Raw genomic sequence first — 14,821 nt, forward strand, 5'->3', positions numbered from 1 at the left:
TTTACTTTCAATTAATGACAAAGGATGGTAATAAGAATGAACAAAAGCAGAATAGTTTCAATTTTAGCTGGAATTTTAGTTGTGAGCTCAATATGTGCTTCTACAATACAGGCAAAGCCTATTGTAAAAGAAAATTCAGTTACTTTAGTAGACGAATCACTATGTAATAAAGAAAATGAAAAAGGCGGAGGAGGTAAATGGAAATTTAATATACCTAAAAAGGATGGCTGTGGTTGTGATAAAAATAAAAATCCTAATGGTGGGCAAAATATTATACCAATAAATCCACAACAGCCAATAAGTCCACAACAGCCAATAAGTCCACAACAGCCAATAAGTCCACAACAGCCGATAAGTCCACAACAGCCAATAAGCCCAGAAACTCCTAATAAAGAACAAAATAATATTCCAAATGGTAATAATACAAATCCTGATCAAGGAAATACTCAGATACCAGAGAATAAACAGCCGGAGAGTAAACCAGAGGAGAAACCAGACACAAATCAACCGACAGATAGTGAATTTATTTCTGAGATTGAACAATTAATATTTAAAAAAGTGAATGAGGAAAGAGCAAAAGCCGGAGTGCCAGCACTAAATTATAGTGATGTTGCTCAAAAATATGCTAGAATTAAGTCAAAAGATATGGGGGTTAGAAAATATTTTTCACATGAAGATCCAAGTGGTAAATTAATAACAGAGCAGATGAAGGCTGATGGAGTTAAATATAATGCTTGGGGAGAAAATATAGCATATTTATCAGGATATTCTGGAAATGAAAAAATTGCAAATCAATTTATGACAAACTGGATGAACTCATCAGGTCATAGAGCAAACATACTATCTACTAATTTTACATCAATAGGAGTTGGTGTTTATAAAACTGGGGATACTTATTATGCAACTCAAGAGTTTTTAAAATAAAATTTTATGTAATGTATTTAAACAATATAAAAATAAGCTATGTTTATTTAAATATAGCTTATTTTTGTGATCTCTTACAAAAAATGTTTTGTGGAAACTGTTTACAAAACGTGGGAGTGAGTATATACTAAAATTAAAAGTAAGATTTATATATTTTTTTGAAAAATATGTAACAATGTTACGCAAATGAACATAAATAATAGGGTAGTGAGAATGATTTGGTAAAACAATCTATATTTTTTTATAAGGTAATGTAACAATGTTACGCTTAAGGGAGGGTGTTAAAACAATGCTAAATAATATAAATATATCTGGACTTGGTAAAGTTCCAAGTGGAGAGTATAACAATATAAATATATCTGGTAGTGGAAAAATACTAGGAGATGTTAAGGCAAATATTATGGATGTATCAGGATCTGGTAAGGTATTAAACAATCTGGAGGTAAATAATATTTGTACATCTGGTTACTTTAAAGTTTTTGGAGATGTAAAAGCAAATGAAAAGATAGCATGTTCAGGAAGTTTTAAATGTGATAAGAATATAGTTGCTAATAACTTGAGCATATGTGGTAGCTTAAAAACATTAGGTAATATAACCTTTGATTTAATTGAATTATCTGGTTTGATTAAAGTTATTGGTGACTGTGAAGGTAGAAAAATTTGTGGTGAGGGAAAAGTCAATGTAAAAGGGCTATTATCAGCTGATGAAATTGACTTGAAATTGTTAGGTCAGTCTAGAGCAAATGAACTAGGGGGAGAAAATATAAGGATTATAGCAGGAAGAACTCAGAGTTTAAAGATTTTTTGTTTCAGTTATATTCAAAAAATTCAGTTGTGTTGCAATATTATAGAGGGGGATAATATATACCTTGAAAATACTATTGCTAAGGTTGTAAGAGGAAAGAATATAACAATAGGGAAAGACTGTGTTATTGAGAAGATAGAATGTTCAGGAGAATTAAAAATAGAAGAAGGAAGTAAGGTTAAGGAAAAGATAGCAGTTTAATAAATAATTTTAAGAATAGGAGAGAGTTATATGGAAAATAAGAGTGATATACAAGATATAAGAATAGCAGGAGCAGGGAATATTTCAGCAGGAGAATATGGTAATGTAAAAATAGCAGGAGCAGGAGAAGTTCTTGGAACAATAAAGGCAGAGAATGTTAGTGTAAGTGGAACCGGTGAATTTCATGGAGATATAAATTCAAAGCTTGTTAAAGCATCAGGAACATTAGAATGTTATGGAAGTATGAATGTTGAAGGGCTTTTAAAAGTCAACGGATCAGGAGAGATAAAAGAAAATTTAAAGGGAAAAGAAATAGTTGTTAATGGTAGCTGTGAAGTTGGTGGAAATGTAAGTTTTGAAAAGATGATTTCACGCGGTGGATGTGAAATTAAAGGTGATTGTGAAGGTGAAGAGTTTTCAAGTCTTGGATATATATCAATAGATGGACTTTTAGCAGCAGATAAGATAAGTATAATCCCAGAAGGAAATTCATATATAAAAGAAATTGGTGGAGAAGAAATAACAATAAAAGCTGAAAAGAAGACAAAAATTATGTTTTTTAAGATCTCTATTGGTTCAGATGGTGTTTTAAACTGTGATACTATAGAAGGTGACAAAATATATTTAGAAAATACTCAGTGTAAGATTGTTAGAGGTGGAGATATTACCATAGGAAAAGGGTGCAAAATAGAAAAAGTTGAATATACAGGAGAAATAAACATTACAGATAAGAAGAGCACAGTAGGTGAGAAGGTATGCATGAAGATTTAATTTCAAAAAAAGATTTACTAAGTTTAATGAATATATCATATGGACAGTTATATAGATGGAAGAGAAAGAGTTTAATTCCAGAAGAATGGTTCATAAAGAAGAGTGTTTCAACAGGACAAGAGACATTTTTCCCAAGAGAAAAGATAATAGATAGAATTAATGCAATAATTGAGCTTAAGGATGATGCATCATTAGATGAATTAGCAGAAAAGTTTTCAAGTGATATTAAAAATATTTATTTAAGAAGAGCTTATATATTAGAGCGTAACATTGTTTCAGAAACTGTATTAAATATGTTTGAAAGCTTTGCTGGTAGAGAAGAAAATTATAATGAGGTTAGTTTATTTTCACTTTTAATATATAATGAAATGATTTTAAGTGGGCTTATTAATGGGGATGAAGCTAGAAATATGGCACTAGCATTAAAGAGAGAATATGGGAGAATTGAAGAAGAGATGACATTAGTAGTAAAAAGAAAGCTGGGTGTTTGTTTTTATTACTTGGTTAATGAAGGAAAAGAGGTTGATTTAGATGAAATAGCTGTGGTAATTCATAAGATAAATTTAGATAGGGTAAAAGAGTCTGTAAGAAAATATAGTCTAATAATTTAAGTCTTTGTTTTAAGTGGGATTGATTTCTAGCTATATCTTCAGACCTTACTTAATTTCGCAAAGAGTTTCTATTGTCTATTACAGAATAATAGCTAAGGCTTTTAAACTCGCTGCGCTCAAACAGAAAAGCCTCTTAACGCTATTATTCTTACATAAACAATGAAACTCTAATTACTCATTAAGATGGTCTTTCATCTATATCTAGAAATCAACCCTATTTTAAAACAAAGCCTAATTTAAAAAGGAGACAAAAGTAAAAATTCTAGATTAAGTTAATAAATTGAATAAATATACTTATTTTACCATAAAAGGTAAAATATAATGTTAAAATAAATATATATGTTCTAATAAAGTTTTTATATATTTAAATAATCTTATTATTAATTTTAGATTATACTTTAATATGCGAAATAATAATTAGAACTTATATATGAGATATGCACTTAAAATAATTAGGAGTAGGAGATGAGAATTTATGAGTGGTCATAAGAAAAAGGGGACTCTTATGAGTAATTTAAAGTATATTTTAGGATATGCTTGGAAACAGGATAAAATATTATTTCTGCAATGTGGTATTTATACTATTTTAGCACCAGCAGTTACTTTTCTAGGTATATTTTTACCTAAATTTTTAATTGATGAATTAATGGGACAACAACGAGTAGAGGTCATTTTAATAATTCTAGCTAGTTTTTTTGTATTATCATCAATAGCTAATTTTATAGTTTCTTGGCTTAGAAATGCCTATTATCCGAGAGTTGTTAAACTAAGAATGGATTATATTTCAAAAATAAGTGAAAAATCAATGCGTATGGATTTTAAGAATACTGAGGATCCAGAATTTTTAAATAAAATAGAGAGTGTATATAGAGCAGTCAATACTAATAATACAGGAGTAGAGGGGTTATATCACCTATTATTAGGACTTTGCGGTAAGCTTACTGCTTTTATTGGATATATTTCAATATTGTTTTTCTTAAGTCCATGGATTTTATTATTTTTAATATTAAACGTTTTAATAAGTTATTTCTTAACTTTCAATGTTAAGAAATATGAGTATAGTTTAAAAGATGACGCAGCTGATAAGGATAGAAGAAGTTTTTATGCCTTTGATACTATGTATGATTTTTCATATGGAAAAGATATAAGGATATATAATTTGAAAAATCTTTTAGTTAAAAAGTTTAAAAAATTTAGAGGGGCAAGACTAGATATTTCTAAGGCTTTAAGAAAAAAAGAAATAAAAGCTAAGTTAGGAGATGTTGGACTTCTTGTAGTGAGGGAAGCTGTTGTTTATGGATATTTGATATATAAGGTATTATTTGCTGCTATGACCATTGGAGATTTTACAATGTATTTTGCAACAATTAATGGTTTTGGAGATTGGATGAAAGGTATCTTAGAGGATATCGCTAATATCAAGGCTCAAAGCATGTACCTAGATGATATGAGAGCGTTTTTAGATATGAAAGATGGTGATGAGGTAGAGAATCCAATAGAAATTCCACAAGATGATTCTTATGAGATAGAATTTAAAAATGTATCATTTAAGTATCCAAGAACAGAAAGATATATTTATAAAGATCTTTCTTTAAAGATAAAAAAAGGGCAAAGACTTGCTATTGTTGGAATTAATGGAGCTGGAAAAACAACTTTTGTTAAGCTTTTATGTAGACTTTATGAGCCAATAAGTGGAGAGATATTAATAAATGGTGTTAATATAAATAACTTCTCTAAGGAAGAGTATTTCAAGATTTTATCAGTAGTATTCCAAGAGATTAAAACCTTTGCATTTAGTGTTGCAGAGAATGTGGCATTAAGCAATATAGAAGATATAGATAGAGGTAGAGTGTTAAAATGTATTGAAAAGGCTGGAGTTAGTGAAAAGATAAATTCACTTGAAAAAGGAATAGATCACTCACTTCTAAAAATATTAGATGAAGAGGGAGTAGAGCTATCAGGAGGAGAAAATCAAAAATTAGCTTTAGCAAGAGCTTTATATAAGAATGGAAAGATTGTAATATTAGACGAACCTACATCTGCATTAGATGCCGTAGCTGAATATAAGATTTATAAAGGGTTTGATGAATTAATAGGAGAAAAAACAGCAATTTATATATCTCATAGATTAGCTAGTACAAAATTCTGTGATGTTATAGCTTTCTTTGAAAATGGAGAGGTTGTTGAATATGGAACACATGAAGAACTTTTAAATAAAAATGGAAAGTATAGTGAGATGTTTAACATACAGTCTCAATATTATAAAGAAGAAAGTGAGGCTTTAGCATAATGAAGAATAAGGAAAAGTACACTAGTGACTTATATATAATAAAATATTTCTTGAAAACAGCACATGGCATATCAAAAACTTATTTGCCTATATTGTTCTTTTCATCATTTTTTGCAGCGGCAGTTCCTTTCTTAAATATAATAATGCCAAAGTATATTATAGATGAATTGTTAGGAGCTAAAAGAGTAAAAGTACTTCTTTTATTAGTACTGGCAACAGTAATAGGTAATGGAATATTAAATGCCATAAATAAAATTTTAGAAAATAAATGTGCTTTTAAAAATGAGGAAATAGTTGCAGGCTTTGATTTGTTAATAGGGAAAAAGGTTATGGATATGGATTTTGAAAATATAGAAGATCCAGAAATGCTTAACCTAAAGGAGAGGGCTTTATTCCCTATAAGAAATCAAGGAGCTATTTGGCAGCTTATATTTAATTTATCAAGTATATTAACTGAAGTAATAAAAATCATTGGATTAATAGGTTTGATATTAACTTTAGACTGGGTAATTATAGTTATTATAGTTGGAATAGTACTTTTAAATACTATTGTTTATAAGAAATCTCAAAGATTACAACACAAGTTTTATGATATGTTAATTCCACTAAATAGAGAGTATATGTATTATGCAAATACGGTAAATGATTTTGGAGCAGCAAAGGATGTAAGACTTTATAATATAGCACCACTTTTAGTTAATAAGATAGATGAATTTAATAAAAATAGTATGAGTATTTGGTTTAAAATGTTTAATAAACTTGGACTTTTTGATGGATTTAATCAGATAGTTGTTCAATTGCAAATGCTTGTAGTTTATGGATATATAACTTATAGAGTTTTAAATAAAAGTATAGGTATTGGTGATTTTGCAATGTACACAAATGCAGCTATAAACTTTAGTACATCAATTTCTAACCTTTTTAAAAACTATGTAACAATAAGACAAATGTGCAGATATCTTCAAGCATATATGGAATTTGATAGTGTTGAATCAAAACAAGTTAAGAATGGTAAGCACATTGAAAATTTAGAAGAGGCAAATATAGAATTTAAAAATGTGTCATTTAAATATCCAAGGAGTAAAGAATTCACTTTAAAAAATGTTTCAATTAAGATTCGTGAAGGAGAAAAACTTTCAGTAGTTGGATTAAATGGAGCAGGTAAAACTACTTTTATAAAACTTCTAGCAAGACTTTATGATCCAACAGAAGGGGAGATTCTTTTAAATGGAGTGAATATAAGGGAATATGATTATGATGAATACATGAAGGTTTTATCAGTAGTATTCCAAGATTTTAAGCTTTTGTCATTTTCAATTAAAGAAAATATAGCATTAGATAAAATTGAAAATATAAAAGATGAGGATATAGAAGAGGTCTTAAGAAAGGCTGGATTTCATAAGGATTTAGAAAAGTTACCTAAGGGAATAAATACTCCAGTTTATAAGAATTTTGATGAGGGAGGAATAGAATTTTCAGGTGGTCAAGCTCAGAAGTTAGCAATAGCAAGAGCTATATATAAGGATGCACCAATAGTAATACTAGATGAACCAACAGCTGCCTTAGATCCAAAGGCAGAACATGAAATATATAGTAAGTTTAATGAACTTATAGGAAGGAAAACCACAATATATATTTCTCATAGATTATCTAGCTGTAAGTTCTGCGATAGAATAGCAGTATTCCATAAAGGAGAGCTTATACAGTGTGGAACTCATGATGAACTTGTAAAAGATAAAGGAAATGAATATGAAACTATGTACAGTGCTCAAGCACAGTATTATGTTTAGTTAAACTAATAGGCTTTATTTTAGTAAGTGTTGATTTTAGCTAGTCCTTCAGACCTGACTTAATTTCGCAAAGAGTTTCTATTATCTATTCCAAAACAATAGCTAAGGGTTAAGTGAAAGTCCAAATTTTCAATTTGGTATCTTGAACTTATGCAATCGAACTTTAGTGAGATTGTATTCCTTAAAAAATAGCTCAAACAGAAAAATCCTCTTAACGCTATTGTTTTTCCATAGATAATGAAACTCTAATTTGCTTATTAAGAGGGTCTTACGGTTCTATCTAAAATCAACACTAATTTAAAATAGAGCCTAAAAACAGTTTTAGTTTCTTAATGTAATATTTTCGCTACAATAACTTAAATTTATCTTAATTATTATATGAAAAATTGAATTGTTATGTAATATATGATATTTTAAGGAAAGATTAACAAATTTTTAATGGGGGATGAATAATGGATAAAAAACTTAGTGACAAGGCTATTAAATCTTGGATTATAGGAAGAACAATTGCTTTAGTAGTTTTAATAGCTATCTATTTAGGAATTAGATTTATTTTACCTATGTTTCAAATAGAATGGGTTAAGTATGTTATGGACAACCATATGATTTGGGTAAATGCAATTAGTTTCTTAATTATTGGTTTAACTGCTTTAAGTGCTTATGTTGAGCCATTTTTTGAGTATAAACAGTGGAGTTACAGAATTAACGAAGAGGAAATCTTCTTTACAGAGGGAATTGTGTTTAAAAACCTGCTAATAAAAATCAAGTGTTTTTTATTAGCAGGTTTATTGCTTAAGTATTTAATTTTTTACATGCCAAATAGACTAAATGAGTTTTCTCATTTAGCCTATTTCATATTATTTTTCAAATCAAAATTTAAGTCATATAAACTTCTTTTACCTTAGCGTAATAAATTCGTAAAAACTTATTTAAAGCAGCAATTTTAGCTACTTTTTTAGCTTTTCCTTCAATTTCTTTTTTTAGCATATATAAATATACGGAATCATTAGGCTTATTACTTTTTAAGCATTGCATAATTTCATATCCAGTTTTCCTAAGTAAAGCAGACCCCCGCTTTGAAATACGACGTTTATTTGAAACAAACTGTCCAGATTCAAAAGGTGGAGAATCAATTCCTGCATAAGCTATTAAAGCTTTTTTATTGTGATATCTTTTTATATTACCAATTTCAGCTATTAAACGTGGAGCCAATTTATCTCCCACTCCAGGCATATTTCTAACTACATCATATTCTTTTAACTTTCTTGCCTGTTTTTGCATTTGTGATAAAATCATATATAGAGTTCTATTTACTTCATCAAGAACTCTAACTGCTTCTAATACTAACATTTTAGTAGATGGAGAATTAGAAGATAATGTAGGGATACCTTCTTGTGCTAAAGCATATATTTCCTTTGCTTTTGTTTCACTTTGATGGTATCCATTCTTCTTACACCATTTCATATAGCTACCTATAAATTGCTTTTCACTTTTTTTAGTAATATTATCATAATGCCAATACTCCCTTATAAAGTCATTTAACTTATCTTTCTCTACTTTATCTAAGCTATTCCTTAATAAAGTTTTTATTTTCGGCATTGTCATATCTAATAAATTACCTAACACAAGCTTACTTTCGATTTTCATTTTTACATAGTGAGAATACTGTCTTCCTAATAATTTTAGTTCCGAATATATCTCATCTGTAATTTCATAATCAACCAACTTAAACCAATTATCAATTCCATAGTTAGCTATTTTAATAGAATCAATCTTATCAGTCTTAGCCTTTCTTAATCCTCTGAAAGAATACTTTTTCATTAATAAAGGATTTATTACAGATACAAATATATTGTGCTCCTTAAGATAAGTAAGAACCGGTAAATGATAAGCGCCAGTTGCTTCCATTACAACTTTTACGTCCTCTTTTAGACTTAAAATATCATTTACTAAATTTTTCAAATCTGTTTCTGTATGTTGAATTTCATATGGATCTTTAAAAACCTCACCATAAGGTTTTAATGCACAAACAGTACTTTTCCCTTTTGAGACATCAATTCCTATACTAATCATCATATTCCTCCTAAAAGTATTGTAATTTAATCCTACCTACACTTATTACAATTCATTTTGGTTAGTTACACGAACGCCTTAATGGTTTCAACCTGCTTAATCGAATCTTTATAATAAGGGGAAGGCTAACAGTTTTTAAAACGGATATTATAAACCCAAAGAGTGCGCCGTCAGACCAATTACACCCTCTATTATAAATTAAAATAAGTGCAAATATTTAATCATATATTATGATTTTTATTTACAATTAAACAGTACCAAAGAGTGTAACTATTCCAATTGTAAGAATTCAAAGTATAAATTTATCTGAAGGTCCTATAAATAGAAAGTTTGATTTAGCTGCTGTTAAGATTGGAACTGCAGGGGGAAGCTATGAGATACCTAACATTGATAAAGAAGAAGTTGAAAAAATAAGAGAATTTTTAAGAATTAAGATAAATGAAAATGTTAGAGAGGAGCTTGAGGCATAATTATGAATGAAGATTTAAATAGTAAAGAAAATCAAACTAATTATGAAAACAAGAGCTTCAAAGATAGTGATTTAAAGATAAAAAATAACTGGAAAAGTTTAATTTATAATGTTGCAAAAGGAACCATGGGGAATATTGGTTTAGGATTGATTTCTATAGTGTTTTTAAAACAATGGTTTTGGTTATTTATAATACTTTTAATTGTTTTAGAAGTTATATTTTCAATAATAAGTAGGACCTATGAGTATATAGAGTTGAAGGATAAAGAAGCTCATTATCATAAAGGTATATTTTCAAAAGACACACTAATAATTCAAAAGAAAAGCTTTAAATCTATGGATATATCTCAAAATTTAATAGAAAGAATTTTAGGATATAAGGTTGTAAAGATAGAAAATCCATCAAAGGATTTTGGAACAGATGATATAAAAATGAGCTTAACTAATGAGCAAATAGATATATTAAAATCATTTGCTTTTGAGAATTCATATAAGGAAAATAGCCTTATTTCAAATGAAGAAAATTTAAATGAAGAGGAAGTTTATTCATCAAATGATACTATTAATAATGACATAGATAGTAGAGAAATAAAAGAGAAAAAGATAAAAACTAAAAAATTGTTTTTATATGGATTTACAAGTTTTAATTTGGTTATTGTCTCAGTATTTATTTTTAATATTATAGGAAATATAGATGATTTTATTACTTCAGATTATTTGACAAGTATGATAGATGGTGCAATTAGCAACAGTGTTATAGGAACATCTATTATTTTTATGATAATAGGACTACTTATTTTACTAATCATATTAAAGATTATAGCAACTATATATTATGTTATTAAGTATTATAACTTCACTTTATATAAAGAAGGAAATAATATAAAGATAAGTTATGGGTTATTTAGTACAAAGGAATTTTCATTTAGGGATAATAATATAAAGCTTGTTAAAATAAAATCTAATCCTTTAAGACAACTTTTAAATATATATGAGCTGAGCTTGGTTGTTAAAGGATATACTGGAGAAGGTAATGATAAAATCATAATGTATCCAATAGGTGATCTTAATGAGGTGAAAGAGGTTATAGAAAACTTCATTCCAGATTGGAGCTTTGAAGGAAAGGGTACTGGAATAAGACATGGAAAAATTTCTATTATAATAAAACCAATTATATTGATTTTTATTATTTCAGTAATAGCTTATTTAATATTTAAAATAAAGTGGCTTTGGCTTATTAATTTATTTAGTATATTTACTTTGATAAATTCAATATTAAAAATTAAAAACTTAAATATTAGTATTGAAGATAAAAATGTTAGAGCTACAAATGGTGGATTATTTAGGACTATATATATTTTAAAAGGCAAGGATATACAAGCAGTTGCTTTTAATACTAATCCTATACAATCTAAAAATAATATAGGTAAGATCACTATTGATTATTATAGTGAAATTTCAGAAGAAATAAAATTGCAATATATGGACAAACAATATGTAGAAAAGTTAGTTAAAGCATCTAAAGGACTAGCATAGATTAAGGAACTGTATCAAGGTAACTTTTATTATTGATACAGTTCCTTAAATTTTACTGTAAATAAAGATATACGCAATTTCTTTGAGAACTTGTTGATTTCAAGTTACATACTAAGAATGAGGTTAATCCTCTAAAGTGCTTCATTTTAATAGTGCTATTCTGATTTAAAATAGAGAAACACATAAGAGTTGTAGTAATAAAAATCATAAGAAGTAAAAAGTTAGAAAGTTACATTTTTAAATCCCCCTAATTATAAATATATTCCAATTATATAATGAAACTTGAAAAAAATGTATGCTAATGTTATGTTTTAGTATTCTTTATTTTGATTATATATTTACATATGTAGATATATGTAGTTTATTATAAAAGATAAAATACGTAAAAATACTATTAATTATGATTGGTGCATTGACAAATATTCATATATATCGATATAATTATAATGAAATTAAAATAAATTAGGATGTGAGTAAGTTTTATGGAAGATAGATTTGAAATAAATTCAAGAGTATTCAAGGCTTTAAGTGATTCAAATAGATTGAGAATAATGGATTTACTATCTGATGGAGAAAAATGTGCTTGTGAAATATTGAAGAGTTTCGATATATCTCAATCAACATTATCACATCACATGAAGATTTTAAGTGAATGTGGATTGGTAAAGTGTAGAAAAGAAGGTACATGGAATCATTATAGCTTAAATCTAAATGAGGCTAATAAAGTAATGCTATTTTTTATGGAAACAATAACAAATAAATAGTTTTTACAATTATAAAGTGGATTTATTATTTACTTTATATCAAAGATAGTATTTAAAGTTGATATCATAGCGGAATTTCAACTTAAATATAGATTAAATGAAATGGGAAATTAGGAGGATTTTATATTATGAAGAAAGTTGCATTCGTATGCGTTCATAACTCTTGTAGATCACAAATGGCAGAGGCGTTTGGAAAGGTATTAGGGTTAAATGTTTTTGAAAGTTATTCAGCAGGAACAGAAGAAAGAGACAAGATAAACCAAGATGCTGTTAGAATAATGAAAGAAATTGGAGTTGATATGGAGTTAACTCAAAGACCCAAATTACTAAATGAAATTCCAGAAGTTGATATTGTAATAACTATGGGATGTAATGTTCAGTGTCCAACGCTACCTTGCAAACATAGAGAAGATTGGGGATTAGATGATCCAAGTGGAAAGAGTGATGAAGAGTTCATCTATACAAGAGATAGAATAAAAGAAAAAGTTGAAGAACTAGTTAATCGTATAAAAACTGGACAACTTTAATTATGAATTAATAAGAAATTATAAGTTTTTATTAAAATAAAAGCTTATATATATTAATAGGAGAAAATGATATGAAAAAAATAGATTTAACGAAGGGAAGAGTACTGAGTGTACTTACTACTTTGGCTTTACCTATTATGGGAAGTTCTTTGCTTCAGTTTGCTTATGGACTTATAGATATGTTCTGGGTTGGAGGACTTGGAAGTAGTGCAGTAGCTAGTATAGGTTCTTCAAGTTTCTTCTTAGGTCTTGGATATTCTATTAATGCATTAGTAGTTACAGGAACTGGGATAAAAGTTTCTCATGAGGTTGGAAGAAAGAATGATAAGTCTACAGAAGAGTATATAAGTAGTGGACTTATTATGAATTTATTTATGGGAATTATTTATGCACTAGTTTTAATATTTTTAGGTAAGTATTTTATTGGGTTTTTAAATATAAATGATCCTTTAGTTGAAAGAGACTCTTATATTTATTTAGCAGTTAGTGCACCAGTGTTATTCTTTAGCTTCTTTAATAGTTTGTTTATTAGAATATTAGCAAGCTTTGGGAATAATAAGTTAGCTTTAAAAATAAGTGCAATAGGTATAGTTTTAAATATAGTTTTAGATCCTATCTTAATATATGTATTTAAAATGGGAGTGTTTGGAGCAGCTATTGCAACATTAATAGCAAATGCTCTTATGTTCTTTATTTACATGTATCATGGAAAAGGATTATTTAAAATAAATTTAAAGAGTAAGCTAGACTATGAAAAGATAAGAGAGATAGCTAGACTAGGATTTCCTATGGCTTCACAAAGAGTACTATTTACTTTAGTTAATATAGTTTTAGCTAGAATAATTGCAAGCTTTGGAGCAGATGCCATAGCAGCACAGAAAATTGGACTTCAAATAGAATCTGTAAGTTTTATGGTTGTTGGTGGATTAAATGGTGCTATATCAGGATTTGTAGGACAAAACTTTGGGGCAAAGAAGTTTAGTAGAGTTAATGATGGATATAAGACTGCCTTATTATTAGGATCAATATATTCATTAATTATATCAGCATTATTTATACTTATGCCTAATCAATTAGTAGGGATTTTTATTAAAGATCAAGCAACAATAGTTATTGGAGCAAGTTACTTAAGAGTTTTAGGAGTAGTTCAAATATTTAGTAGTTTTGAAATGATATCAAATGGAGTTTTCTCTGGGTTAGGTCTTCCAAAGATACCTTCAACGATAAGCATAACTTTTACAATGCTTAGGATACCAATGGCTATATTTTTCATTCAATTCTTAGGAATTAATGGGGTTTGGATAAGCATTGCCCTATCGAATGTAATGAAGGGAAGTACAGCGTTCTTGGTTTATAGATTTAAAGTTTATAAAAAATATATTCTTAAAGAAGAAATTATTGTAGGATAAAAGGAGTTTAAAATGGACATTTTATCAATAGCCATAATTTTATTTATTATATTAGAAACATCAAACATAATGATTTTATATTTTAAACCAGATTCTAAATTAGGTAATGGAGTTGCTGTATTTGATGGTTGGGAAGAATCAAAAAAAGATAAAGAATTACACGAATTTGTTAAGTACTTAGTTTACTGGGTAGCAGGAACAAAGCTAATATTTATTGTTTTATTGGTAGTAATTTTATTAATAGGAAATGAAACAACTAAGTTATTAAGTGTAGTTGCTTTAATATTATCTATAGCATCTTACTATTGGAAGTTATCACCTATCATTAGATATTTAGATAGTAAAAATAAAATTACGCCAAAAGGATATTCTAAGACACTTGATAGGATGATACTAGGATTTATATTAGTATTTGCTTCTTCATTAGTATTCTACTTTATATTTTAAAAAAATATAAAGTGAAAAATTAAATAATTATTCTATAAAAGTGGTTTTATCAAAATAACTTTTTAATAAAACATTCAAACGTTATGAAGAGAACATATAGTGATTCTTTGAATTTGTTTGAAAGTTTTACTATTAAGTTTTAGATAGTCACTTTTATTTTATTTAGAAGTAATAAACATTTGAAATATTTATTTATTATGATAT

13 protein-coding genes and 1 pseudogene are annotated in these 14,821 nt (G+C 27.8%); 13 read left to right on the forward strand and 1 reads right to left on the reverse strand.

Features of this window, described 5'->3' with window-relative positions; genetic code table 11:
• Window positions 1-36: 36 nt before the first annotated feature.
• The 7 genes from ACQZHJ_RS05625 (at window position 37) to ACQZHJ_RS05655 (ending at window position 8,297) form a co-directional block, all read left to right on the forward strand.
• Complete coding sequence (locus tag ACQZHJ_RS05625) at window positions 37-924, forward strand: CAP domain-containing protein (RefSeq protein ID WP_430484562.1); 888 nt, start codon at window positions 37-39, stop codon at window positions 922-924.
• Between the two features lie 289 nt (window positions 925-1,213).
• On the forward strand, window positions 1,214-1,930 hold the full coding sequence (locus ACQZHJ_RS05630) for a hypothetical protein (protein ID WP_430484563.1): 717 nt from the start codon (window positions 1,214-1,216) through the stop codon (window positions 1,928-1,930).
• Between the two features lie 30 nt (window positions 1,931-1,960).
• Window positions 1,961-2,701 (forward strand): hypothetical protein, encoded by a 741-nt coding sequence (locus tag ACQZHJ_RS05635; RefSeq protein ID WP_430484564.1) that lies wholly within the window; start codon window positions 1,961-1,963, stop codon window positions 2,699-2,701.
• The gene (locus tag ACQZHJ_RS05640; protein WP_430484565.1) at window positions 2,686-3,312 is read left to right on the forward strand and encodes a DUF4004 family protein; all 627 of its coding nucleotides are present in this window, start codon (window positions 2,686-2,688) and stop codon (window positions 3,310-3,312) included. The genes ACQZHJ_RS05635 and ACQZHJ_RS05640 overlap by 16 nt, the downstream gene beginning before the upstream one ends.
• A gap of 475 nt (window positions 3,313-3,787) precedes the next feature.
• Window positions 3,788-5,602 carry an ABC transporter ATP-binding protein gene (locus tag ACQZHJ_RS05645; RefSeq protein ID WP_430484566.1) on the forward strand — a complete coding sequence of 605 codons (1,815 nt, stop codon included), beginning with the start codon at window positions 3,788-3,790 and terminating at the stop codon, window positions 5,600-5,602.
• Window positions 5,602-7,392 (forward strand): ABC transporter ATP-binding protein, encoded by a 1,791-nt coding sequence (locus ACQZHJ_RS05650; RefSeq protein WP_430484567.1) that lies wholly within the window; start codon window positions 5,602-5,604, stop codon window positions 7,390-7,392. Before ACQZHJ_RS05645 ends, ACQZHJ_RS05650 begins: the two co-directional genes overlap by 1 nt.
• A gap of 452 nt (window positions 7,393-7,844) precedes the next feature.
• Window positions 7,845-8,297, forward strand: a complete 453-nt coding sequence (locus ACQZHJ_RS05655) for a hypothetical protein (RefSeq protein ID WP_430484568.1) — start codon at window positions 7,845-7,847, stop codon at window positions 8,295-8,297.
• Here the strand turns inward: ACQZHJ_RS05655 and ACQZHJ_RS05660 are convergent.
• Window positions 8,269-9,465, reverse strand: a complete 1,197-nt coding sequence (locus ACQZHJ_RS05660; RefSeq protein ID WP_430484569.1) for an IS110 family transposase — start codon at window positions 9,463-9,465, stop codon at window positions 8,269-8,271. The genes ACQZHJ_RS05655 and ACQZHJ_RS05660 overlap by 29 nt on opposite strands.
• A 260-nt stretch (window positions 9,466-9,725) precedes the next feature.
• Here ACQZHJ_RS05660 and ACQZHJ_RS05665 point away from each other — a divergent pair.
• The 6 genes and pseudogenes from ACQZHJ_RS05665 to ACQZHJ_RS05690 form a co-directional block, all read left to right on the forward strand.
• A pseudogene (locus tag ACQZHJ_RS05665) lies at window positions 9,726-9,935 on the forward strand (PH domain-containing protein); the annotation flags it as partial.
• 2 nt (window positions 9,936-9,937) lie between these two features.
• Window positions 9,938-11,470, forward strand: a complete 1,533-nt coding sequence (locus tag ACQZHJ_RS05670; RefSeq protein ID WP_430484570.1) for a PH domain-containing protein — start codon at window positions 9,938-9,940, stop codon at window positions 11,468-11,470.
• Window positions 11,471-11,952: 482 nt separating this feature from the next.
• Entirely contained in the window at window positions 11,953-12,234 is a 282-nt protein-coding gene (locus ACQZHJ_RS05675) for an ArsR/SmtB family transcription factor (protein ID WP_430484571.1), read from the forward strand.
• 128 nt (window positions 12,235-12,362) lie between these two features.
• On the forward strand, window positions 12,363-12,761 hold the full coding sequence (locus ACQZHJ_RS05680) for an arsenate reductase ArsC (protein WP_430484572.1): 399 nt from the start codon (window positions 12,363-12,365) through the stop codon (window positions 12,759-12,761).
• A 71-nt stretch (window positions 12,762-12,832) separates the two neighbouring features.
• The gene (locus ACQZHJ_RS05685) at window positions 12,833-14,170 is read left to right on the forward strand and encodes an MATE family efflux transporter (RefSeq protein ID WP_430484573.1); all 1,338 of its coding nucleotides are present in this window, start codon (window positions 12,833-12,835) and stop codon (window positions 14,168-14,170) included.
• A 12-nt stretch (window positions 14,171-14,182) separates the two neighbouring features.
• Entirely contained in the window at window positions 14,183-14,617 is a 435-nt protein-coding gene (locus ACQZHJ_RS05690) for a hypothetical protein (protein ID WP_430484574.1), read from the forward strand.
• The last annotated feature ends 204 nt before the right edge of the window (window positions 14,618-14,821 follow it).

The sequence above is a fragment of the Clostridium sp. B9 genome, assembly GCF_050509515.1.
GTDB lineage: Bacteria > Bacillota > Clostridia > Clostridiales > Clostridiaceae > Sarcina.

Excerpts from the sequence above, each read along its gene's own strand:
- ACQZHJ_RS05640 (WP_430484565.1), top strand. The coding sequence starts at position 2,686 with ATGCATGAAGATTTAATTTCAAAAAAAGATTTACTAAGTTTAATGAAT.
- ACQZHJ_RS05660 (WP_430484569.1), bottom strand. The coding sequence starts at position 9,465 with ATGATTAGTATAGGAATTGATGTCTCAAAAGGGAAAAGTACTGTTTGT.
- ACQZHJ_RS05645 (WP_430484566.1), top strand. The coding sequence starts at position 3,788 with ATGAGTGGTCATAAGAAAAAGGGGACTCTTATGAGTAATTTAAAGTAT.
- ACQZHJ_RS05685 (WP_430484573.1), top strand. The coding sequence starts at position 12,833 with ATGAAAAAAATAGATTTAACGAAGGGAAGAGTACTGAGTGTACTTACT.
- ACQZHJ_RS05655 (WP_430484568.1), top strand. The coding sequence starts at position 7,845 with ATGGATAAAAAACTTAGTGACAAGGCTATTAAATCTTGGATTATAGGA.
- ACQZHJ_RS05650 (WP_430484567.1), top strand. The coding sequence starts at position 5,602 with ATGAAGAATAAGGAAAAGTACACTAGTGACTTATATATAATAAAATAT.
- ACQZHJ_RS05630 (WP_430484563.1), top strand. The coding sequence starts at position 1,214 with ATGCTAAATAATATAAATATATCTGGACTTGGTAAAGTTCCAAGTGGA.
- ACQZHJ_RS05680 (WP_430484572.1), top strand. The coding sequence starts at position 12,363 with ATGAAGAAAGTTGCATTCGTATGCGTTCATAACTCTTGTAGATCACAA.
- ACQZHJ_RS05625 (WP_430484562.1), top strand. The coding sequence starts at position 37 with ATGAACAAAAGCAGAATAGTTTCAATTTTAGCTGGAATTTTAGTTGTG.
- ACQZHJ_RS05670 (WP_430484570.1), top strand. The coding sequence starts at position 9,938 with ATGAATGAAGATTTAAATAGTAAAGAAAATCAAACTAATTATGAAAAC.
- ACQZHJ_RS05675 (WP_430484571.1), top strand. The coding sequence starts at position 11,953 with ATGGAAGATAGATTTGAAATAAATTCAAGAGTATTCAAGGCTTTAAGT.
- ACQZHJ_RS05690 (WP_430484574.1), top strand. The coding sequence starts at position 14,183 with ATGGACATTTTATCAATAGCCATAATTTTATTTATTATATTAGAAACA.
- ACQZHJ_RS05635 (WP_430484564.1), top strand. The coding sequence starts at position 1,961 with ATGGAAAATAAGAGTGATATACAAGATATAAGAATAGCAGGAGCAGGG.